Source organism: Streptomyces sp. NBC_00258, assembly GCF_036182465.1.
Taxonomy (GTDB): Bacteria; Actinomycetota; Actinomycetes; order Streptomycetales; family Streptomycetaceae; genus Streptomyces.
This window is the reverse complement of record NZ_CP108081.1, coordinates 3,508,969-3,529,355: the sequence shown is the minus strand read 5'-3', so window position 1 is coordinate 3,529,355 and position 20,387 is coordinate 3,508,969. Positions and strand designations below refer to the sequence as shown.

At 70.5% G+C, this 20,387-nt stretch carries 19 protein-coding genes; all 19 read right to left on the bottom strand.

Features of this window, described 5'->3' with window-relative positions; genetic code table 11:
* Window position 1 precedes the first annotated feature (1 nt).
* Entirely contained in the window at window positions 2-892 is an 891-nt protein-coding gene (locus OG718_RS15750; RefSeq protein WP_306936956.1) for an ABC transporter permease, read from the bottom strand.
* On the bottom strand, window positions 879-1,667 hold the full coding sequence (locus OG718_RS15745; protein ID WP_328847770.1) for an ABC transporter ATP-binding protein: 789 nt from the start codon (window positions 1,665-1,667) through the stop codon (window positions 879-881). Before OG718_RS15745 ends, OG718_RS15750 begins: the two co-directional genes overlap by 14 nt.
* A 71-nt stretch (window positions 1,668-1,738) precedes the next feature.
* Window positions 1,739-2,851 (bottom strand): aliphatic sulfonate ABC transporter substrate-binding protein, encoded by a 1,113-nt coding sequence (locus tag OG718_RS15740; RefSeq protein ID WP_328844424.1) that lies wholly within the window; start codon window positions 2,849-2,851, stop codon window positions 1,739-1,741.
* Window positions 2,852-2,987: 136 nt separating this feature from the next.
* Window positions 2,988-3,137: a hypothetical protein gene (locus OG718_RS15735; protein WP_143641815.1), complete on the bottom strand. Its 150-nt coding sequence runs from the start codon at window positions 3,135-3,137 to the stop codon at window positions 2,988-2,990.
* Window position 3,138: 1 nt separating this feature from the next.
* Window positions 3,139-4,494 (bottom strand): sulfate adenylyltransferase subunit 1, encoded by a 1,356-nt coding sequence (locus OG718_RS15730; protein ID WP_143641816.1) that lies wholly within the window; start codon window positions 4,492-4,494, stop codon window positions 3,139-3,141.
* A gap of 2 nt (window positions 4,495-4,496) precedes the next feature.
* On the bottom strand, window positions 4,497-5,438 hold the full coding sequence (gene cysD / locus OG718_RS15725) for a sulfate adenylyltransferase subunit CysD (RefSeq protein WP_328844423.1): 942 nt from the start codon (window positions 5,436-5,438) through the stop codon (window positions 4,497-4,499).
* The gene (gene cysC / locus OG718_RS15720) at window positions 5,435-5,986 is read right to left on the bottom strand and encodes an adenylyl-sulfate kinase (protein ID WP_143641818.1); all 552 of its coding nucleotides are present in this window, start codon (window positions 5,984-5,986) and stop codon (window positions 5,435-5,437) included. Before cysC ends, cysD begins: the two co-directional genes overlap by 4 nt.
* A 26-nt stretch (window positions 5,987-6,012) precedes the next feature.
* The gene (locus OG718_RS15715) at window positions 6,013-6,750 is read right to left on the bottom strand and encodes a phosphoadenylyl-sulfate reductase (RefSeq protein WP_143641819.1); all 738 of its coding nucleotides are present in this window, start codon (window positions 6,748-6,750) and stop codon (window positions 6,013-6,015) included.
* On the bottom strand, window positions 6,747-6,926 hold the full coding sequence (locus tag OG718_RS15710) for a hypothetical protein (RefSeq protein ID WP_055616311.1): 180 nt from the start codon (window positions 6,924-6,926) through the stop codon (window positions 6,747-6,749). The genes OG718_RS15715 and OG718_RS15710 overlap by 4 nt, the downstream gene beginning before the upstream one ends.
* Entirely contained in the window at window positions 6,923-8,620 is a 1,698-nt protein-coding gene (locus OG718_RS15705; protein WP_143641820.1) for a nitrite/sulfite reductase, read from the bottom strand. The genes OG718_RS15710 and OG718_RS15705 overlap by 4 nt, the downstream gene beginning before the upstream one ends.
* Window positions 8,621-8,769: 149 nt before the next feature.
* Window positions 8,770-8,853, bottom strand: a complete 84-nt coding sequence (locus tag OG718_RS15700) for a putative leader peptide (RefSeq protein ID WP_313904670.1) — start codon at window positions 8,851-8,853, stop codon at window positions 8,770-8,772.
* Window positions 8,854-9,004: 151 nt separating this feature from the next.
* Entirely contained in the window at window positions 9,005-9,574 is a 570-nt protein-coding gene (locus OG718_RS15695; RefSeq protein WP_143641821.1) for a GNAT family N-acetyltransferase, read from the bottom strand.
* A gap of 152 nt (window positions 9,575-9,726) precedes the next feature.
* Window positions 9,727-11,130, bottom strand: a complete 1,404-nt coding sequence (locus OG718_RS15690) for a hypothetical protein (protein ID WP_143641822.1) — start codon at window positions 11,128-11,130, stop codon at window positions 9,727-9,729.
* Between the two features lie 300 nt (window positions 11,131-11,430).
* On the bottom strand, window positions 11,431-12,705 hold the full coding sequence (locus OG718_RS15685; RefSeq protein ID WP_443055341.1) for a GAF domain-containing protein: 1,275 nt from the start codon (window positions 12,703-12,705) through the stop codon (window positions 11,431-11,433).
* 338 nt (window positions 12,706-13,043) lie between these two features.
* On the bottom strand, window positions 13,044-14,678 hold the full coding sequence (locus OG718_RS15680; protein ID WP_143641824.1) for an acyl-CoA dehydrogenase family protein: 1,635 nt from the start codon (window positions 14,676-14,678) through the stop codon (window positions 13,044-13,046).
* An 85-nt stretch (window positions 14,679-14,763) separates the two neighbouring features.
* Window positions 14,764-15,753, bottom strand: coding sequence for a 2,3-diaminopropionate biosynthesis protein SbnA (gene sbnA, locus OG718_RS15675; RefSeq protein ID WP_143641825.1), 990 nt, complete (start codon window positions 15,751-15,753; stop codon window positions 14,764-14,766).
* Window positions 15,754-15,815: 62 nt separating this feature from the next.
* Window positions 15,816-16,886, bottom strand: a complete 1,071-nt coding sequence (gene sbnB / locus OG718_RS15670) for a 2,3-diaminopropionate biosynthesis protein SbnB (RefSeq protein WP_143641826.1) — start codon at window positions 16,884-16,886, stop codon at window positions 15,816-15,818.
* Complete coding sequence (locus OG718_RS15665; RefSeq protein ID WP_328844421.1) at window positions 16,883-17,887, bottom strand: TauD/TfdA family dioxygenase; 1,005 nt, start codon at window positions 17,885-17,887, stop codon at window positions 16,883-16,885. Before OG718_RS15665 ends, sbnB begins: the two co-directional genes overlap by 4 nt.
* A gap of 110 nt (window positions 17,888-17,997) precedes the next feature.
* The gene (locus OG718_RS15660) at window positions 17,998-20,328 is read right to left on the bottom strand and encodes a non-ribosomal peptide synthetase (protein WP_328844420.1); all 2,331 of its coding nucleotides are present in this window, start codon (window positions 20,326-20,328) and stop codon (window positions 17,998-18,000) included.
* Window positions 20,329-20,387 lie beyond the last annotated feature (59 nt).

Sequence of the window (20,387 nt, the reverse complement as noted above, 5' to 3'; positions counted from 1 at the left end):
TTCAGCTCTTCACGAGGAGACCGCGGCTGCGCAGTACCCGCCGCTCCAGCGGACTGAAGATCAGCAGGTCGATGGCGATTCCGACGATCAGGATGAGGAGGATGGCGAGGAAGACCATGGACATGCTGTTGGCGGTGCGGCCGTTCTCCAGGAGTTGGCCGAGGCCGATGCCCAGGTCGGGGGAGGAGGCGATGATCTCGGCGGCCATGAGGGAGCGCCAGGAGAAGGCCCAGCCCTGCTTGAGGCCGGCGAGGTAGCCGGGCAGGGCGGCGGGGATCACGATGTGCCAGGTGCCGCGCAGTCCGGTGGCGCCGAGTGTGCGGCCGGCCCGCAGGTAGAGCGGGGGTACCTGGTCGACGCCGGAGACGAGTCCGTTGGCGATCGAGGGGACGGCGCCGAGCAGGATCACCGCGTACATCATCGAGTCGTTCAGCCCGAGCCACAGGACGGCCGGCGGCACCCACGCCACCGACGGCAGCGACTGCAGTCCGGACAGGATCGGGCCGATCGCCGCGCGGACGAACTTCACGCGGGCGACCAGCAGACCGAGCGGGGTGCCGATCACCAGGGCCATGAGGAAGCCGAGCAGGCCGCGCGAGACGCTGGTCCAGATGTACTCCAGGAGCGTGCCCTGGAGCCAGGCCTCCCTGACCTCGTCCCAGACCGCGGACGGTGCGGGCAGTTTGTAGCTGTCGGTGACCTTCGCCCAGACCAGGACCTGCCAGACCACCAGCACCAGCGCCACGGCGACGATCGGGGGAAAGATCTTCTCCACGAAGGTCCTGCGGAACGGGGCCCGCCCGGTCTGGACGGTCTCCAGGGCGTCCAGGCCCGCTTCGAGTCCGGCGAGATCGTTGCCGTCCTTGACGGCGTTCGTCTCAGTGCTGGCCATGGCGGCGGATCTCCCCACGCAGTTGTTCGGTGATCTCGACGGACAGTTCCGCGACGGCGGAGTCCTCGATACGGCGTGGCTGCGGGATGTCGACCGTCCACTCGTGGGCGATCCGCCCCGGACGCGAGGAGAGCAGGACCACGCGCTCGGCGAGGCGTACCGCTTCGCGGACGTTGTGGGTGACGAAGAGGACCGACACGCTGGTCTCGCGCCAGATGCGGGTGAGTTCGTCGTGCAGCACGTCGCGGGTGATGGCGTCGAGGGCGGCGAAGGGTTCGTCCATCAGGAGCAGTTTGCTGTCCTGGGCGAGTGCGCGGGCCAGGGCGACCCGCTGGCGCATTCCGCCGGACAGTTCGTGCACCCGCTTGCCGTAGGCGCCCTTGAGTCGGACGAGTTCCAGCAGCTCCTCCGCCTTCACCCGCCGTTCCGTTTTGGGCATGCCGCGCAGTTTCAGGGCGAGTTCGATGTTCTTGCCCGCGGTCAGCCAGGGGAACAGGGCGTGTTCCTGGAACATCAGCGCGGGGCGGCCGTCGGTACCAATGGTGCCGGCCGATGGTTTGTCGAGTCCGGCGACGAGGTTGAGCAGGGTGGACTTGCCGCAGCCGGAGGCTCCCAGGAGGGTGACGAACTCGCCGGGCGCGACATCGAGGGTGATGTCGTCCAGGACGAGCTGTTGGCCGGCGGGTGTGGTGAAGGACTTCGAGACGTGCTCGATCCGCGCGGCGGATGCTACCGACGTGCCGGTGTCGGCGGCCTTGGCGAGGGCGGTTGCCATGGTCGTCACCTCCTGGGAACTCATGCGGGCGAGAAAAAAGGGGGCGGGCTTGTCCGGTCTTGTCCGGGGGGCTACTTGACGCCGAGTCCGGCGTCGTCGACCGTGCTCTTGCCCTCGGCGCTGAGGACCTTGTTCAACGGGGTGAGGTCATAGATGCCGTCCAGCTTGGGCTGCTTGAGCAGGCCCGCCTTGACCGCGTGCGCGGCCTCGGTGTTCAGGGTCGAGGCCAGCGGGTCGTCGGTGAACTGGATCGACTTCCACGCCGGGTCCAGCACGCCGGCGGGCAGCGGCTTGCCGGACAGCTCCTTCAGCTTTTCGTTCGCGGCGGCCTTCGCCTTCTCCGGGTTGGCGTTGATCCACGTGTTGGTCCTCACCGAGCCGCGCAGCACCGCCTGGACGACGTCGGGGTGCTCGGTGAGGAACTTCTGGGAGACGATGATGTTGGTGATCACGAACTTCTTGTCGGGCCACAGGTCCGCCTCGTCCAGGAGGACCTTGCCGCCCTCGGCGACCAGCTTGGAGGCGGTCGGCTCGGGCACCCACGCCCCGTCGATCGAACCGGACTTGTAGGCGTCCGGGGTGATCTTGTTGTCGGTGCGGACCACCGACACATCGCCCTTGCCGCTCTGCGCGTCGACCTTCCAGCCCTGCTCGGCGATCCAGTTGAGGAACGCCACGTCCTGGGTGTTGCCCAGCTGCGGGGTGGCGATCTTCTTGCCCTTGACGTCCTTCAAGGACGTGACCTTGTCCGGGTTGACCACGAGCTTCACGCCGCCGGACGCGGAACCCCCGATGATCCGCAGGCCCTTGCCGTCGGTGGTGCTGTAACCGTTGATCGCGGGCGAGGGACCGATCCAGCCGATGTCGATCGAACCCGAGTTGAGCGCCTCGATCTCCGCAGGACCCGCATTGAACTGGGAGTACGAGACCTTCGTGCCGCCCAGCTCCTTCTGCAGCAGCCCCTCCTGGTCACCCACGAGCGCCGTGGCGTGCGTCAGGTTCGGGAAGTAGCCGATCCGCACGGAGTCGAGACCGTCGACCTTCTTGCCCTCGGCGGCGACCTCCGACGTGTCACCGTCCTTGGCCTGGGACCCGTAGCCACAGGCGGTGGCGGCGAGCGCCAGGAGGGGCAGAGCGGCAATGGCGGCGAGGCCGCGGCGCAGCTTGCTTCGGGTGGCAGGCACGGGAGGTGTTCCTCTCGTCGGCCCGGCGGTCACGTCTCTCAGGTCGTGGCCGGGAGGTCGGCTGGTCTTCGCTTTCGCAGGCGGTGGGTGGCGAGGACGCACAGACAGTGCGCGTGCTCAAGCCCCGCCGGGGCCGTCACCTCGCACATCGCGCCACCCCGCCCGTGCCACTGCCGAGCGCACCGCTGCCGACGCGGCCGCCCTCCTTCGCGAACGTGGAGTAGAAGTCGGTGGATTGGAAGCCGGGGGAGTCGAAGCCGGAGGAGCCGAAGTCGTGGGAAGCCATGTCAGAAGTCCCAACCGTCGTCGTCCGCCTCGGCCTTGACCGGCTCCGGAGAGGCGAAGGACTCGCCGACCATGCCCGCGGTGAGCGTGGTGCCGTCGGACGGGTCGATCAGGATGAACGAGCCGGTGCGCCGGGAGTCGGCGTACGAGTCGACGGGCAGCGGCTCGGCCGTACGGATCTTGACCCGGCCGATGTCGTTGGCGTCCAGGTGGCCCGGGTGCGGGTGCAGCGACAGGTCGTCGAGCGTCAGCCGGGACGGGATGTCCTTGACGAGCGCCTTGACCGTGCGGGTGCCGTGCTTGAGCAGCACGCGGTGGCCGATGGTCAGCGGCGCGTCGGCGACGTGGCAGACGGTCGCCTCGATGTCCTGCGTCGTCGCGGGCGCGTCCTTGGTCGGCACGAGCAGGTCGCCGCGTGAGATGTCGACGTCGTCCTCCAGGAGGACGGTCACCGACTGCGTCGTCCAGGCCACGTCGACCGGTGCGCCGAGCAGGTCGATCGCGGAGATCCGCGACGTACGGCCGGAGGGCAGCACCGTGACCGACTCGCCGACACGGAAGGCACCGGCCGCGATCTGGCCCGCGTACCCCCGGTAGTCCGGGTGCTCGGCGGTCTGCGGACGGATCACGTACTGCACGGGCAGACGCGCGTGGCAGGTCGTGAGGTCGTGGCTGACCGGGACCGTCTCCAGGTGCTCCAGGAAGGTCGGGCCGCCGTACCAGTCCATGTTCGCGGACGGGTCCACCACGTTGTCACCGGCGAGCGCCGAGATCGGGATCGCGGTGATCTCGGGGACGCCCAGCTCGGAGGCGTACGCCGTGAACTCCTCGGCGATCGCCGCGAAGACGGACTCCTTGTACTCGACGAGGTCCATCTTGTTGACGGCCAGCACGACGTGCGGGACACGCAGCAGTGCGGCGATCGCCGCGTGCCGGCGGGTCTGCTCGACGACTCCGTTGCGGGCGTCGACGAGGACCACCGTCAGCTCGGCCGTGGAGGCACCCGTCACCATGTTGCGGGTGTACTGCACGTGTCCGGGCGTGTCGGCGAGGATGAACCGGCGCCGGGCCGTGGCGAAGTAGCGGTACGCCACGTCGATGGTGATGCCCTGCTCGCGCTCGGCCCGCAGGCCGTCGGTGAGCAGGGCGAGGTCGGGCGTGTCCTGGCCGCGGTTGCGCGAGGCGTGCTCCACGGCCTCCAGCTGGTCGGTGAGGACCGACTTGGAGTCGTGCAGCAGCCTGCCGACGAGGGTGGACTTGCCGTCGTCGACGGACCCCGCGGTGGCGAAGCGCAGCAGGGTCGTCGCGGACAGCTGCTCGACCGACAGCGGCACGGTGGGTTCGGTGGTGCTCGTCATGGTTAGAAGTACCCCTCGCGCTTGCGGTCTTCCATCGCGGCCTCGGACATCTTGTCGTCGGCGCGGGTGGCGCCCCGCTCCGTGAGCCGGGAGGCGGCGATCTCGGTGATCACGGCGTCCAGCGTGGTGGCGTCCGAGTCGACGGCACCCGTGCAGGACATGTCACCGACGGTCCGGTAGCGGACCTGCCGCTTCTCGACGGTCTCGCTGTCCTTCGGGCCGCCCCACTCGCCCGCGGTCAGCCACATGCCGGCCCGCTGGAACACCTCACGCTCGTGGGCGAAGTAGATCTCCGGCAGTTCGATGCCTTCGCGGGCGATGTACTGCCACACGTCCAGCTCGGTCCAGTTGGACAGCGGGAAGACGCGGACGTGCTCGCCGGCCGCGTGCCGACCGTTGTAGAGGTTCCACAGCTCGGGGCGCTGGCGGCGCGGGTCCCACTGCGAGAACTCGTCCCGCAGCGAGAACACCCGCTCCTTCGCGCGGGCCTTCTCCTCGTCCCGGCGTCCGCCGCCGAACACCGCGTCGAACCGCTCGGCCTGGATCTTCTCCGTCAGCGGCACCGTCTGCAGCGGGTTACGCGTCCCGTCCGGGCGCTCCTTGAGGGTGCCGCGGTCGATGTAGTCCTGTACGGAGGCGACGTGCAGCCGCAGCCCGTGCTTCTTCACCGTGCGGTCGCGGTACTCCAGGACCTCCGGGAAGTTGTGCCCGGTGTCCACGTGCAGCAGCGAGAACGGCACCGCGGCGGGCGCGAACGCCTTCAGCGCGAGATGCAGCATGACGATGGAGTCCTTGCCGCCGGAGAAGAGGATCACCGGCCGCTCGAACTCACCCGCCACCTCGCGGAAGATGTGCACCGCCTCGGACTCCAGAGCATCCAGGTGGCTCAGGGCGTACGGGCTGTCGGTCCCCTCCTCGGAGACGTCGGCAACGGTCGTCGTCATGCGAGACCCCTCTCGGCGAGCAGCGCGTGAAGCGCCGCCGCGGACTCCTGCACGGACTGGGTGTGCGACTCGATGCGCAGATCGGGCGACTCGGGCTCCTCGTACGGGTCGTCGACCCCGGTCAGACCCGAGATCTCGCCCGCCGCCTGCTTGGCGTACAGGCCCTTCACGTCCCGCTCGCTGCACACCTCGACCGGAGTGGCGACATGCACCTCGATGTACGCGGCCCCGCTCGCCTGGTGGCGCTTGCGCACCGCCTCGCGGCTGTCCGCGTAAGGAGCGATGACCGGCACCAGCGTCTTGACGCCGTTGCGTGCCAGCAGGTCGGCGAGGAAGCCGATGCGCTGTACGTTCGTGTGCCGGTCCTCGCGGCTGAAGCCGAGGCCCGCCGTCAGGAACGTACGGATCTCGTCGCCGTCGAGCACCTCGACGCGGTGGCCCTCCTCGCGCAGCCGTCCGGCCAGTTCGTACGCGATGGTGGTCTTGCCGGCGCTCGGCAGACCCGTGAGCCAGATGGTGGCTCCGGTCACTTGAATCTCCTGGTTCATCGAATTCGTCGAAGTGGCAGCCATGGTCAGCCGTGCAGCCCGCACTCGGTCTTCGCGCGGCCCGCCCAGCGGCCGGCGCGCGCGTCCTCGCCCTCCAGCACCCGGCGGGTGCAGGGGGCGCAGCCGACGGACGCGTAGCCGTCCATCAGCAGGGGGTTGGTGAGTACGCCGTGCTCGGTGACGTACGCGTCGACGTCGTCCTGCGTCCAGCGGGCGATCGGCGAGATCTTTACCTTGCGGCGCTTCTCGTCCCAGCCGACGACCGGGGTGTTCGCCCGGGTCGGGGACTCGTCGCGGCGCAGGCCCGTCGCCCAGGCGCTGTACTTGGTGAGCCCTTCTTCGAGGGGCTTGACCTTGCGGAGCGCGCAGCACAGGTCGGGGTTGCGGTCGTGCAGCTTCGGCCCGTACTCGGCGTCCTGCTCGGCCACGGTCTGGCGCGGGGTGAGCGTGATGACGTTGACGTCCATCACGGCCTCGACCGCGTCCCGGGTGCCGATGGTCTCCTCGAAGTGGTAGCCGGTGTCGAGGAAGACGACGTCCACGCCGGGCCTCGCGCGGGAGGCGAGATGGGCGACCACCGCGTCCTCCATCGAGGAGGTCACGCAGAACTGCTTGCCGAAGGTGTCGACCGCCCACTGGAGGATCTCCAGGGCGGAGGCGTCCTCCAGGTCGCGGCCGGCCTGCTCGGCGAGAGCCCTGAGCTCGGCGTCCCGGCCGCTCTCAAGATTCGTATCGGTATCGGTATCGGTCTGAACGGTCGTCATATCTCGTCCCCTCCACCGTCGTTGCGCTGAACTCCCCGGGACAGCAGCCCGAGGAACTTCAGTTGGAAGGCTCGATTGCATGCCGCGCATTCCCACGCGCCGTGCCCCTGCTCGCTGGGACGCAGGTCCTCGTCACCGCAGTAGGGGCAGTAGAAGGGCGCCGCGCGCTCGCTCATGAAAGAGACTCCTCGCTGGCACGAGTAGCCCAGGTGGCGAAGCGCTCGCCGTCCTCGCGCTCCTCCTCGAAACGCTTCAGCACGCGCTCGACGTAGTCGGGCAGGTCGTCCGAAGTGACCTTCAGGCCACGGACCTTGCGGCCGAAGCCGGCCTCCAGGCCGAGTGCGCCGCCGAGGTGCACCTGGTAGCCCTCGACCTGCTCGCCCTGGTCGTTCAGCATCAACTGGCCCTTGAGACCGATGTCCGCGACCTGGATACGGGCGCAGGCGTTCGGGCAGCCGTTGATGTTGATGGTGATGGGCTCGTCGAACTCGGGGATGCGGCGCTCCAGTTCGTCGATCAGCGAGGCACCGCGTGCCTTGGTCTCGACGATGGCGAGCTTGCAGTACTCGATGCCGGTGCAGGCCATCGTGCCGCGCCGGAAGGGCGACGGCTTGGCGGTCAGGTCGAGCGACTCAAGGCCCTCGACCAGCGAGTCGATCCGGTCCTGCTCCACGTCGAGCACGATCATCTTCTGCTCGACGGTGGTGCGCAGCCGGCCGGAGCCGTGCGCCTCGGCCAGTTCGGCGATCTTGGTGAGGGTCGCGCCGTCCACGCGGCCCACGCGCGGGGCGAAGCCCACGTAGTAGCGGCCGTCCTGCTGACGGTGCACACCGACGTGGTCGCGCCAGCGGGCGACCGGCTGGTCGGGAGCGGGGCCGTCGACCAGCTTGCGCTTCAGGTACTCGTCCTCGAGCACCTGGCGGAACTTCTCGACACCCCAGTCGGCGACCAGGAACTTCAGCCGGGCACGCGTACGAAGGCGCCGGTAGCCGTAGTCGCGGAAGATCGAGAGGACGCCGATGTGGACGTCCGCGACCTCGTCGAGCGGGACCCAGGCGCCGAGGCGCTGGCCGATCTTCGGGTTGGTGGAGAGGCCGCCGCCGACCCAGAGGTCGAAGCCGGGGCCGTGCTCCGGGTGGTTCACGCCGACGAACGCGACGTCGTTGATCTCGTGCGCCACGTCGAGCAGCGGCGAGCCGGAGATCGCGGTCTTGAACTTGCGGGGCAGGTTCGAGAAGTCCTTGTTGCCGATGACCCGGCGGTGGATCTCCTCGATGGCCGGGGTGCCGTCGATGATCTCGTCCTCGGCGATCCCGGCGACGGGCGAGCCGAGGATCACCCGGGGTGTGTCACCGCAGGCCTCGGTCGTGGACAGCCCGACGGCCTCCAGGCGCTCCCAGATCTCCGGGACGTCCTCGATTCGGATCCAGTGGTACTGGACGTTCTGCCGGTCGGTGAGGTCCGCGGTGCCCCGCGCGAACTCCTGCGAGATCTCGCCGATGACCCGCAGCTGCTGGGTGGTGAGGCGTCCGCCGTCGATCCGCACCCGCAGCATGAAGTACTTGTCGTCCAGCTCCTCCGGCTCCAGGATCGCGGTCTTGCCGCCGTCGATCCCGGGCTTGCGCTGGGTGTAGAGGCCCCACCAGCGCATGCGTCCGCGCAGGTCGTTGGGGTCGATCGAGTCGAAGCCCCGCTTGGAGTAGATCGTCTCAATGCGTGTCCGCACGTTGAGACCGTCGTCGTCCTTCTTGAACTGCTCGTTGCCGTTGAGCGGGGTGTAGTGACCAACGGCCCACTGACCCTCGCCGCGGTGACGGCTCACCTTGCGGCGGGGCGTTGCGGCAGCGGGATTCTGTGGGGTGGCGGCCATGGTGTTCTACGTCCTTCGGGACAGGCGGATGCGGCTCTGACCTGCGCGTGTGGGCGCATACGGGCATACGTGCGCGTCTTTGCGCAGGGCGAGACAAAGGGGATGTCGGCAGTGCTGGGCTCGGGGTCAAAGGCCCCCGGTGCCTTGTGTCAGCAGGCCGGACAGATGGCGCTGGACATGCGGCCGAGGTCGACGTGCCGCCGACTCACCAAGGCAATTCCAGTTCCAGACATGACGGAAGCGTGTCACGGCGATCTGGACACAGTCCAGCTTCGTCCATGATGCGGACACCCTTGTCTCGATACGCGAGACAAGGGTGGTGTCGGTCACACGGCAGGTCGCACGGCAGGTCACGTGGCCGGGATCCGCCCACGTCGTGCCAGGTCAGCCTGCGTGAGCCCCCGGCCAGGGCCCGGGTGCCGTCACGTCCGGCTCCTCCTCGACCTTGGTGTCGAAGAGCTTGAAGCCGCGGCGCAGGTAGTTGTCCATCGCGTGCTCGCCGTCCTTGCTGCACGTATGCAACCAGACGCGCTTCGTCTGCGCCCGCCCCGGCCAGCGGTCGGCCAGGTCCCAGGCCCGTGCCACGCCGTGGGAGAGGAGGTGCCCGCCGATGCGCCGGCCCCGGAAGGCGGGGATCAGCCCGAAGTGGACGATCTCCACGACGCCGTCGTCCTGCGGCTCCAGTTGTACGTACCCGGCGGGCGTTCCACGGTCGTACGCGACCCAGGTCTCCGCGCCCGGCCGGTCCAGGCCCTCCTGCCACTGCGCGTACGTCCAGCCGAGCCGGTCCGTCCAGCGGATGTCGCCGCCGACCGCTGTGTACAGATAGCGGCTGAACTCGGGGGAGGGCACCTCGGCGCGGACGATCCGGACGTCGCCGTCGGGGGCGGCGGCGGGCAGCTGGTCGGCCGGGGAGACCTGCTCCAGGGACCAAGTGGTCACAGCGATGCTCATGCGGGCCAGAGAACCACGAAGGCGGGCCCCGCTCCAAAGCGGGGCCCGCCTCCACGGGTGCTCACGTTGACGGCTGTCCCGGGCTCACCGCTGACGCCCGAGGTCAGGCCACCGGGCCGGCGCGGGAGGCCGGATCACCGGGGGCGTGCGGATCACTCCACCGAGCCGTCGACCTCCGACAGCGGGACCGCGTACAGGACGCGCTCCGGGACGGCGGGCAGCTCCCATTCGTTGTCCTTGTTCGCCGCCCACTCGGTGAGGGTCCACAGCTCGCCGGTCTCCTGCCAGTACGACAGGGACTCGGTGTGCTGGCCCCAGCAGGCGTACGACCCGCCGGCCCCGCACTTCGTGGCCTTGGCGGTGCTCTCGTTCTGCCGCCAGAGCGTGCCGTGCCGGTCGCGGGTGCCCGGCGCGTACCCCGCGTACCAGTCGGCCTTGCTCGCGCCGCTCGGTTTGTGGGAGAGGACGCCCTGCAGCCCGACGGCCTTGGTCTCGTACGCCTCGTCGGCGTTCACGTTGTCGCTGGCGTTGCTGCCGAGCAGGCCGGTGCGGTCGCTCGCGGTGCTGTAGTAGTAGCGCCAGACGCGGGCCGGCTCACTGCCACCCGAGCTGAACCACTCGTTCGCGACCAGGCTGTCCGGTGTCGACGTACGGTCCAGGGAGATCGAGCCGAAGCAGGGGACCGCGTTGTTGTTGCTCGCGGAACAGGCTCCGCCGGTGAGGTCGTACGAGCCGATGGCCGGCATCACGTACTGGTAGCCGCGTGCCGACCAGCCGCCGCCGACCTTGCCGATCTCGGTGCTGTTGACGTCGGCCTGCAGGATGCGGTTCATGTCGAAGACGAACAGCGCGTTGTTGTGATCGGCGCCGTTCTTGGCGGTGACGATCAGCTTGTCCTGGTACCAGACCATGCCGCCGACGTGGGAGCGGACCGCTCCGAAGTCCTTGCCCCCGGAGAGCGGAGCGACCAGCAGGACCCAGCGGTACCTGAGGTTCTTCGGGTCGTTCGCGTCGATGAAGGCGACCCGGGCGAGGCCCTTGTCGTCGGCGGGCTCGCCCGCCTTGTGGTCGTTGTGCGTCCAGCCCGCGAGGATGACCCGGTCGTTGCCCCACTTGCCGTCGTTGTCGGCGTCCCCGGAGGTGGTGACGGACTGCGGCAGCCATTTCTGTGTCGTCGCGTCCCCGCTGTCCCAGCAGTACGCACGGGTGGCGGTCGGCTCGACGGGCAGGGCCGCCGACTCGGTGGAGTCGCAGTCGGCCTTGTTCCGCATCGGGTGGTTCGCGCTGTCGAGGACGGCGCCGACCCCGACGTTCCCGCCCATTCCGCTCTGGAGGGTGTCGAGTGTCGTGCCGCTGACCAGGTTCTCGTGCAGCTGGAGCTTGTTGACCTCGGACGAGGAGGTGATCGACGTCAGCGGGCCCGGGTTGTCGCTGCCGGCAGCCTGCGAGGTGCTGATGATGGTGGCGGCGGCGGTGAGGGCGAGGGCGGTCCCGGACAGCGTGGCCCGCAGGACACGCCCCTTCTTTCGGCGGCGGTGTCTGCCTCGAGATGTCATAGGTCCTCCCGTCGTCGGCCAACTGCCTCCTGTGATCCGGCGGTTGAGCGCCGGAGGCGGCGGATGTGGGGGGCCGTGGGAAGGATGGTACGTCAGGGTGTGGCGAGTCCGGTCGAATACCCCGGAATAGGTCGGGAGTAGACCGGTTCGCTCCGCGGGTTGGGCGGGGGTGTTGTGTGTTGGGTGCGGGTTGGTGGGGGCTTGTCGCGCCCCGCGGCGGAGCCGCAGATGTCACAGCCCCGCGCCCCTTAAAAGCAAGGGCTACCGCCCCCCGGAGAAAAAGCAAGCCGCTACCGCCCCCTAAGAAGGGGCGGCCTGCCTTGCCCTCAGTACTCCCGGTGCCGTCGAGTGCGGGAGTAGGTCCAGGGGATCTCGCGGCAGGGTTGTCCGGACCTCCGCCGCTTCGCAGAAACGATACGGCCGGTGGTCCAGGACCGCCCCCAGATATCGGCGTACGCGTGACATCTCGGCTCGTACGGTCACCGTGCGGGCGGGGTCGCCGAACAGGTCGTCCGCCAGTGCCGCGGCGCTGAGGCCCGAGCGGTGCAGGGCCAGGAGGTAGAGCAACTCGGCGTGCCGCGGACTCAGTTCGTGGGTCCAGGTGCCGGTGACGCCCGTGACGGTCACCGACCAGCGGCGCGGCTGCGACAGGTCGAGGGCGATCCGGGCTGCGCCACGGGGCGCGGACTCCTCGTCCGAGACGCGCACCAGCCAGCCGCCGGGCAGTGGTTCCACCGAGCACAGGCCGAGCGTGGGCAGCCAGACCCGGTCCGTGCCGATCGCCCTGGGCAGCGCGAGCCTCTCCATGTACGGCATACCGGTGATCGCGGCGGTCCAGCCGTCCTTGTCGACGGCGAGCGCGCGGCCGGCGACCCGGGCGAGCACCGGCGCGGCCACCGCGCGCAGCCGGTCCAGCGCGGTCAGATGCCGCTCCCGCAGCCGCGCCTCGGCGAGCTTGGCCACCGAGTCGACCCAGGCGAGCGTCGCCGGGTGCATGGTCTCCCAGGGCCCGCTGATGTCCACGACGCCGATCAGCCGGCCGTCGCGCGGGTCGGTGATCGGCGCGCCCGTGCAGGTCCAGGCGGAGTGCGTGCGTACGAAGTGCTCGGCGGCGAAGACCTGGACGGGGCGGCGGGCGACGGCGGGCGTGCCGACGCCGTTCGTGCCGACGACCTCCTCGCGCCAGTCCGCGCCGATCTCGAAGCCGAACCCGTCGGCCTTGCGCAGCACCGACCGGCTGCCCTCGCGCCACAACACCCGGGCCTGCGCGTCCGCCACGACCATGATGTGCTGGGTGATGTCCCCGACCGACAGCAGCCCCTGCCGCAGTACCGGAAGGACGTGCCGCAGCGGGGAGTCGCGCCGGCGCCGCTCGACCTCGTCCGGACCGAGCACTCCGGCCCGGAAGTCGTGGTCGGGGTCCACGCCGGAGCGCAGCATCCGCCCCCAGGACTCCCCGATGACCGGCCGCGGATCGAGCCGGGCGCGCTCGCCGGCCAGCGTCGCGTTGCGCACCTCGTCGAGCACCCGAGCCGCCTGCGCTGTGTCCACCGCGGCGAGCCGCGTCACGTCCATCGGCGAGTACACCACTGGGTCCTCCCGGAGAGCCTGAGCGGGCAAAGTGGCCCCGGCCGCCCGGCCATGTGACCCGAAGCCCGTACTGACTGCACGTCTCATAGTGCCGTCTGTCCGTCGCGGAGGGCGACACTCCGGACGCGGAGCGGAGATTTCACGCAGGGTGCGGAGAGGTTGCAACCCCCTGCAACCCTGGTGAACTTCCCCCGCGTGTCCAAAAATTGACGCAACGCCGCCTCGTGCGGCGTGCGTGCTCCGCTCAACGGGGCCATGGAACGGGGGTGGTGCCGTGTCGGCGCAGCACCACCCCCGTGCCCCGTACGTCTGTTGACGGCGGCTCAGAAAACGGGCCGCGCCCGCTCCACCACCGAGCCGAGGTCCAGGGTGTGCGGCAGGGTCCCGAACGACGCCCCCCAGTCCCCGCCGAGGCGTGAGGCGCAGAACGCGTCGGCGACCTCCGGCGGCGCGAACCGGACCAGCAGCGAGCCCTGGAGGACCACGGCGATGCGCTCGACGAGACGCCGGGCGCGTCCCTCGATGCCCTCCAGGTCGGCGAGTTCGGTCAGCAGGTTCTTGATCGCGCCGTCCAGCCGGTGGTCGGCGCCACGGGCCCTGCCGACCTCCTGGAGGTAGGCGTTGAGGGCCGCAGGTTCGCGTTGCAGGGCGCGCAGGACGTCCAGTGCCTGGACGTTGCCCGCGCCCTCCCAGACGGAGTTGAGCGGAGACTCGCGCAGCAGCCGCGGCATGCCCGACTCCTCCACGTAACCGTTGCCGCCGAGGCACTCCAGGGCCTCCACCGCGACCGGCGTGCACCGCTTCGTCACCCAGTACTTCGCGGCCGGTACCGCGATCCGCAGGAACGCCCGCTCCTGCTCGCCCCCGTCGTCGTACGCGGCGGCGAGCCGCAGCCCGAGCACCGTCGCGGCCTCCGACTCCAGGGCCAGGTCCGCGAGGACGTTCCGCATCAGCGGCTTGTCGATCAGCCTGCCGCCGAACGCCTCGCGGTACGTCGAGTGGTGGACCGCCTGTGAGACGGCCTGCCGCATCAGACCCGCCGAGCCGAGCACACAGTCCAGCCGGGTCGCCGCGACCATCCCGATGATGGTGCGCACCCCGCGCCCCTCGTCCCCGACCCGGCGCGCCCACGTGCCGTCGAACTCGACCTCGGCCGACGCGTTCGACCGGTTGCCCAGCTTGTCCTTGAGCCGCTGGATGCGGAACACGTTCCGTGTGCCGTCGGCGAGGACCCGCGGCACCAGGAAACACGTCAACCCGCCGGGAGCCTGCGCCAGCACCAGGAAACCGTCCGACATCGGCGCCGAGCAGAACCACTTGTGGCCCGTCAGCTCGTACGTCCCGTCCTCGGCCAGCGCTCGCGCGGACGTCGTGTTCGCGCGTACGTCGCTGCCGCCCTGCTTCTCCGTCATGCCCATCCCGAAGAGCACGCCGGCCTTCTGCTGAGCGGGCCGCAGGTCCTGGTCGTAGACCATGGACGTGAGCCGGGGCTCCCACTCGGCGGCGAGCGCCGGGTCGGTGCGCAGCGCGGGCACCGCCGCGTGCGTCATCGACAGCGGGCACAGGTTCCCCGCCTCGACCTGCGTCCAGACCACGAAGGCGGCCGCGCGCCGCACATGCCCGCCGGGCTGTGACCACGCCGCCGTCAGGCCCGCCGAGACACCCTTGCCGAGCAGCCGGTGCCAGGACGGATGGAACTCGACGTCGTCGGCCCGGTTGCCGTAGCGGTCGTGGGTGCGCAGCTTCGGCGGGTTCTCGTTGGCCAGCGCCCCCCAGGCCTGGACCTGCGCCGATCCGGAGGTCAGCCCGAGGGCCGACAGATCGCCGTGCGCCTCGTCGAGCAGCTGTGGGTCGAGGTGCCGGTCGACCGCCTCGACGAGGGCACGGTCGGCGTTGAAGACGTCGTACGAGACCAGCGGCGGAGCCTGGTTGGTCACGGTGTGGGTGCTGGCTGCCATGTCTGGGAACCTACCCCTCGGTACGGCGGTCGTCACCAAACTCCCGCCGCACTGGACCGTGCCCCTTTCCGCCCCGCCGTGCCGGTCAGGCGGGGTGCGACAGGGCGGCCAGTTCGCCGGAGCCGCCGAGCGTGTCCTCGCCGTGGACGTTCACCCCCCAGCCCGGGCTGTGGACCGTGTCGAGGTAGCGCTCGCCGAGGTCCGGGGCGATCGCCACCGCGGTGAGGTTGCGCCGCCCGTACTGGGCGAGCCAGTCGGTCGCGCCGCTGACCACGGTGCCGGTGGAGCCGCCGAACAGGAAGCCCCGGGAGGCGAGTCGGCGGCAGGCCCGCAGCGTGTCCGGCTCCGGGACGTGCACCACGTCGTCCACGTAGGACTCGTCGAGCAGCGGCGGACGGACGGCCATGCCCAGGCCGGGGATCATCCGGGGAGCGGGCGGCCCCCCGAAGGTCACCGAGCCGACGGTGTCCACGGCCACGATCCGCACCCGGCGCCGCTGCTGCCAGAACCAGCGCGCGCAGCCCATCAGGGTGCCGGTGGTGCCGGCCCCGACGAACAGCACGTCCAGGTGCGGGAAACGGCGGGCGATGGCCGGTGCCGTGGTGCGGTAGTGCGCGCGCCAGTTGCCCTCGTTGGCGTACTGGTTGAGCCAGACGTACCGGTCGTCCGAGGCGCACACCGCGCTCACGTACGCGATCCGCGCGCCCAGGAAGCCGCCGTGCAGATCGGGTTCGTCGATCACGTGGACGACGCTCCCCAGCGCCTCCATCATCCGCCGGGTCGCCGGATTGCAGCGCGAGTCGGTCACGCACAGGAACCCGTAGCCACGGCTCGCCGCGATCATGCTCAGCGCCACGCCGAGGTTCCCGGACGACGACTCGACCATGACGGATCCCGGCCGCAGGACACCCTCGCGCTCGGCGGCGTTGACCATCTCGGTCGCGGCCTTCAGTTTGATCGACCCCGCGAAGTTGAACCCCTCGCACTTCAGGAAGAGCGGCAGCCCCAGTGCCGCCCGCAGGTCGACGTAGAGCTCGTCCTCGTTGAACTGTGTGGGCTCGGATATGACGGGCATGATGTCCCCCCTGTTTCATGCGGCACCGCGCTCCGCTCCTCGCGTGGCGCGGTGCCCGCCGGTCAGCCGTACCGGCGCAGTTCGTGGAAGAAGCCGTCGACGACGTGCGGCTCGCCCCTTCGGGCCACCTCGTCGTGGACGAACTTGCCGACCGCGAGGTCGAGGACCCCGAGGCCGAAGGGCGAGAACACCACCGTCCGGTCCGCGGGTACGGTCACCCGCCCACAGAGCACGTCGTCCAGCGTGCCGTCGAGGAAGTCGCGGCCGCCGGTGTGCTGTTCGGCCAGATGCGGTGACGTGTCAGCCTTCAGGCAGTGCTCGACGTCGTCCACGAAGTTGGCCGAGTCGAGCAGGATCTCGGGCGCCAGGTCGCGCAGCGACACATGCAGCACGAGCGGGGCGTGGGAGAACCACGCCGGGTCGTGGATGTGCGGCTTCGCGGCGACGGTGGCGAAGACCAGCAGGTCGCTGGAGCGGATCAGCGACTCGGCGCTGTCGTGCACGGTGATCCGGCCCTTGGTGCCCGACCGTTCCAGGTAGCCGCTGAAGCCGGCCGCGCTGTCCGCGGACAGGTCGAACACCCCGGTCTCCTCGAACGACCAGCCTGTGGCGGCCAGATGGGTGTGGATGTAGCGGGCGATCAGACCCGTCCCGACGAACCCGACCCGGGTGGGCCGGGCGCGGTCGCGGCTGAGGCGGTCGGCCGCGAGGGCCGCCGAGGCCGCCGTCCGGGTGGCGCTGATGATCGAGCTCTCCAGGCACGCGAACGGATAGCCCGTGTCGTGGTCGTTGAGGATCAGCACGGCCGAGGCGCGCGGCAGACCGCTCGCCGTGTTCCCGGGGAAGCTGGAGACCCATTTCAGGCCGTCCACCCCCACCGGCCCGCCTATCGAGGCGGGCAGCGCGATGATCCGGGACGACGGACGGTCCGGGAAACGCAGGAAGTACGACGGAGGGTTCACCGAGTCGCCCGCGCCGTGCAGGCGGTACACCGACTCGACCAGGTCGACGATCTCGGACTCCCGCCCGTGCAGGGCCTCGTGGACCTGGGCGCCGGAGATGACGGAGAACGGGGGAGGCGTCAGCGCCCCCGGTTCCGTGGTCGTCGTGCCGTTCTCGTCCGTGGTGGTCATGCGGCCCTCACTTCGATGGTCGGTGCGCAGTCGGTCAGCCGGACCGGGTCGCCCAGGGCGGCGAGCACCTCACGGGGCCCCTCGAAGGGCTCCCTGCTGTGCGCGGTACGGATGTTGTCGACGAGCAGCAGGTCACCGGAGTGCCACGGCTCGCGTGCGGTGTGGGCCCCGTACACCTCGTTGATGATCAGTACGACGTCCTCGCCGATCGGGTCGCCGTTGCCGTAGCGGGTGTTGAAGGGGAGCCCGTCGGAGCCGTAGACGTCCACCAGGTACTCGCGCACCTCGGGGTCCATGGTCCACTCGTTGAGGAACGCGATCTGGTTGAACCAGCAGCGCCGCCCGGTGACCGGGTGGCGGACCACGGCGCTGCGGCGCTGCCGGGTGCGCAGGGAGCCGTCGCTCTGCCAGGCGAACTCGATGGCCTGCGCCCGGCAGTAGTGCTCGACGGCCGCGCGGTCCTCGGTGCCGAAGGCCTCGGCGAGGCTCGCCCCGATCTCGTCGTTGTACGTGCGGGTGAGCAGCCAGCCCTCCCGCTCGAACCGTGCGGTGAGGGAGGCGGGCAGCGCGTCGAGCACGGCAGGTGCGTCGGCGACGGCGGTGGCGCCGCCCTGGTCGGGCGCGTCGAGGCAGGCGTACAGCATCAGGCCGGGGAACTCCAGCGCGTAGCTCAGCTCGTGGTGCATGCACATCTGCTGGTTCGGCGGCCACTTGGAGGAGGAGTACACACCGTCCTCGTACGAGCGCCGGGGCGCGAAGGACTCCCGGTCGGGCATCAGGCCGGTGGCCAGTCGGCGGAAGACGGCCGCGGTCGTGTCCGGGTCGCGCAGTCCCAGGCCGCGGACGAGGAGGCTGCCGTGCTCGGCGACGACGGCCCGCAGCGCGTCGCGGTGTTCGGCCGCCCAGCCCGTCGTGTCGCCCGCGGCGTCGGCGCGCAGGATCGGAGGGCTGCCGGGGCGCAGATCGACGTCCGGTAGCAACGTCGGAGATGAAGACGACATCAGGTGCTTCCTTTCGGCCTTGCGGTGTTCGGTCGTGCGGGTGTGCGGTGTTCCGGTCATGGGTGTCGTCGGTGCCTTCGGTTCCGTCTCTTCCGTGTGGTCAGCCGTGGTCAGGAGGCGGCGGGGGTGTCCAGGAGCCCCGCCAGGTCCGCGAGGACGGGATGACGTGTGACGTCCTTGAGCGTGATCGCCCGGTCCAGGGCGATCGCGAGCTTCACGGCCGCGAGCGAGGTGCCGCCGCGGTCGAAGAAGTGGTCCCGGCGGCCGATCCGGTCGCCGGGGATGCCGAGCACCTGGGCCCAGGCCGCCGCCACCCGGCGCTCGCTCGCGGTGCCGGGCGCGTGCGGGCCCTCACCGGCGGGCGAACCGTTCCCGGCGGAGTCGAGCTCACCGGCGAGCCTGGTCAGCGACTTCCGGTCGGTCTTGCCGTTGGCGGTCAGCGGCAGGCTGTCCCGCCGGTGGACGGCCGAGGGGACCATGTACGCGGGCAGCGACACGGCCAGCCGCTCCCGCACGGCCGCGGAGTCGAAGCGGGCGGACCCGGCGCAGAACGCCACAAGGCGCGTCCCCCCGACGACCACCACGGCGCCGTCCCGGACCCCGGGCACCCGCAGCAGCGCGTTCTCGATCTCGCCGATCTCGATACGGAAGCCGCGGATCTTGACCTGGCTGTCCCGGCGGCCCAGGAACTCCAGCTTGCCGTCGGGCAGCCAGCGGCCGTGGTCACCGCTGCGGTAGAGCCGCTCACCCGGGCGGTACGGGTCGGTGGTGAACGCCGCCCGGGTCCGCTCCGGGTCGTTGACGTACCCGCGGCCGACACAGACCCCGGAGAAGACGATCTCGCCGGGCGCGCCGAGGGGTACGGGGGACAGGTCCTCGTCGACGACGTACACCCGCACGTTGGCGACCGGCCGGCCGAGCGGGACCCGGTCCTGGTCCGGCACCCGGGACATGACCTCGTGATTGGTGTCGTCCGAGGTCTCGGTCAGCCCGTACGCGTTGACCAGCCGGATGCCGGGCTCTGCCGCGAACCAGCGCTCGACGAGCTCCTTCTTCACCGCCTCCCCGGTGACCGACACACAGCGCAGATCCGGCAGTTCGCGCGGGCGCTGCTCCAACTCGGCGAGCACGGCCTCCAGATACGACGGGACCACCTGGAGGACATTGACCCGGCCGCCGGTGATCGTGTCCACGAACCGCGGGACGTCCAGGATCACCTCCTGTTCGACCAGCAGGGTGCGGCCGCCGACCAGGAGCGCGGAGACCAGCTGCCACAGCGAGATGTCGAAGCACTGGGGTGCGGTCTGGGCGACGACCTGGCCCTCGCCGACGCCCAGGTCGTCGAGCTTGGCGTGGACGTGGTTGAGGAAGCCGGCGTGCTCGCACATCGCGCCCTTGGGCTCGCCGGTGGAGCCGGACGTGAAGTAGATGTAGGCGAGTTGGCCGGCGGCGACGGGGATGCCGAGGTCGCTGTCGGGGTGGTTCTCCGCGTAGGCCGCGTCGACGTGCAGGACGCGGGCGCCGGTGTCGGCCCCGTCCAGGGTGGTGGTGCTGCCGTCTTCCGTCAGGACGAGTTCGCATCCGGCGCGCGCCAGGGTGGCCGCGATGCGTTCGGCCGGGAAGTGCGGCTCGATGGGCAGATACACGCCGCCCGCCTTGAGGACGGCGAGGACGGCGGCCATCCAGTCCAGGTCGCGTTCCATGACCACGGCGACGACGTCCTCGCGCCGCAGCCCGCGGGTCAGCAGGGCCCGACCCAGTTGGTTCGCACGGGAGTTGAGCTCCTGGTACGTCCACTGCCGGTCGCCCTGCACGGCCGCGACGGCGTCGGGGTGGGCCAACACCCTCTCCTCGAACAGCTCGTGGACCCGGCGGTCCGGCAGCTCGCGGTGCGGCCCCGCCAACCCGTCGAGCTGGAGGCGGAGTTCGTCGTCGGACAGCAGGCTCTGCCGGCCGGGCTCGGCGTCCGCGTCGGCGGACAGATGGGTGAGCGCGGTGAGGTGGTAGCCGGCTATCCGGGCGGCGGCGTCCGCGTCGAGGACGTCGGTGCGGTAGCGCAGGCGCAGGGTGTGGTCGTCGAAAGCCACGTGCAGGACGGCGTCCTCGGGGCCCCGGCCGCCGTGCGGATCGAGCACCGTCTCGAAGGCGGCCGGTTCGTCCTCCGCCCTCCGCGCGGCCAGGTCCGCCTCGGCCTCGCGGGTGTGTTCCAGCAGGTCGTGCCAGGAGCCGGTGCCGACGGTCAGCCGGCACGGCCTCGGCCGCTCGCCCTTCGCCGCCACGTACCCGACCGTCACCTCGCGCTCGCCGGACAGTGCGGCGAGGACCCGTGCGTGTGCGGCCAGCAGAGCGCGGGGTTCCCGCACCAGGCCCTCGGGCAGCGGCACTTCGTACTCGGCGGTGCCCGGCACCGGGTCGAGCGTCCACTTCGGGATCGTTTCCATGGTCTTTCTTCCCCCTGTTGTCTTTCTGGTCTGTGCCGCGGAGCCTGGCCGGGCCGCGT